The 932-nt window shown below is 67.3% G+C and carries 1 protein-coding gene; it reads left to right on the top strand.

From position 1 onward, the window contains the following. Window positions 1–36: 36 nt before the first annotated feature. Window positions 37–932 (top strand): condensation domain-containing protein (locus tag AC3WOE_RS30505; protein WP_492696308.1); only part of this gene is annotated, 896 nt, incomplete at its 3' end.

Raw genomic sequence — 932 nt, 5'->3', positions numbered from 1 at the left:
CTGTGCCAGCTGCCTGGCCAGAGCCAGGCGTATCACATGCCCATGGGGCTGCGACTGGATGGGCAACTTCATCCGCAGGCACTGCGCCAGGCGTTGGACCAACTGTTGCGTCGCCATGAAGTGCTGCGCAGCCACATCGAGCTGCGTGGCACCGAGCCGGTGCAGGTCATCCAGGACGCTGCCAGTGCGGCGTTCGAGCTGGAGGAGGTGGATCTGTGCGAGCTGACGCTCGAGGCGCAGGAGGCACAAGCGCAAGCCCGAGTGCGCGAGCACAACAACCGCGCCTTCGACCTGGCGCGTGGGCCGCTGCTGCGTGGCTTGCTGCTGCGCCGCGGGCCGCAGTGGCACGAGCTGCACGTGGTGCAGCACCACATTGTTGGAGACGGCTGGTCCTGGTCCATCTTCACGCAGGAGCTCAGTGCGCTGTATGCCGCGGCACATGAGGCGTTCCTGAGCCCCCAAGGGCTCGAGTCCTTCCAGGACCCTTTGCCCGCGCTGGCCATCCAGTACGGCGACTACGCTGCTTGGCAGCGTCGCTGGTTTGATGCCGAAGCGCTGCAGGCGCACAGCCGCTACTGGCAAGAACAGTTGGCCGGCATCCCGGAGTTGCTGGAGCTGCCGACGGACTTTGCGCGCCCGGCGCAGGCGGACCTGCGCGCCAGTACGGTGCCCGTGAACCTGAGCCCCGAACTCAGCCAGTCGCTCAAGGCCTTGAGCCAGGCGCAGGGCTGCACCCTGCACCAGACGCTGCTGGCCGCGTGGGGCGTGGTGCTCTCCAAGCTCAGCGGTCAGCGCGATTTGGTGATCGGCACGCCGAGTGCCAACCGTGACCAGGCGCAGCTGCACGAGCTCATCGGGTTCTTTGTGAACACGCTGCCGCTGCGCCTGCGCTTTGCGGACAACCCCAGCATCCAGGCGCTGCTGCGCCAGGC

The organism is Roseateles sp. FW305-36, assembly GCF_058787015.1.
The sequence above is the reverse complement of the archived record's forward strand: the minus strand, read 5'-3'. Positions and strand labels throughout refer to the sequence as shown.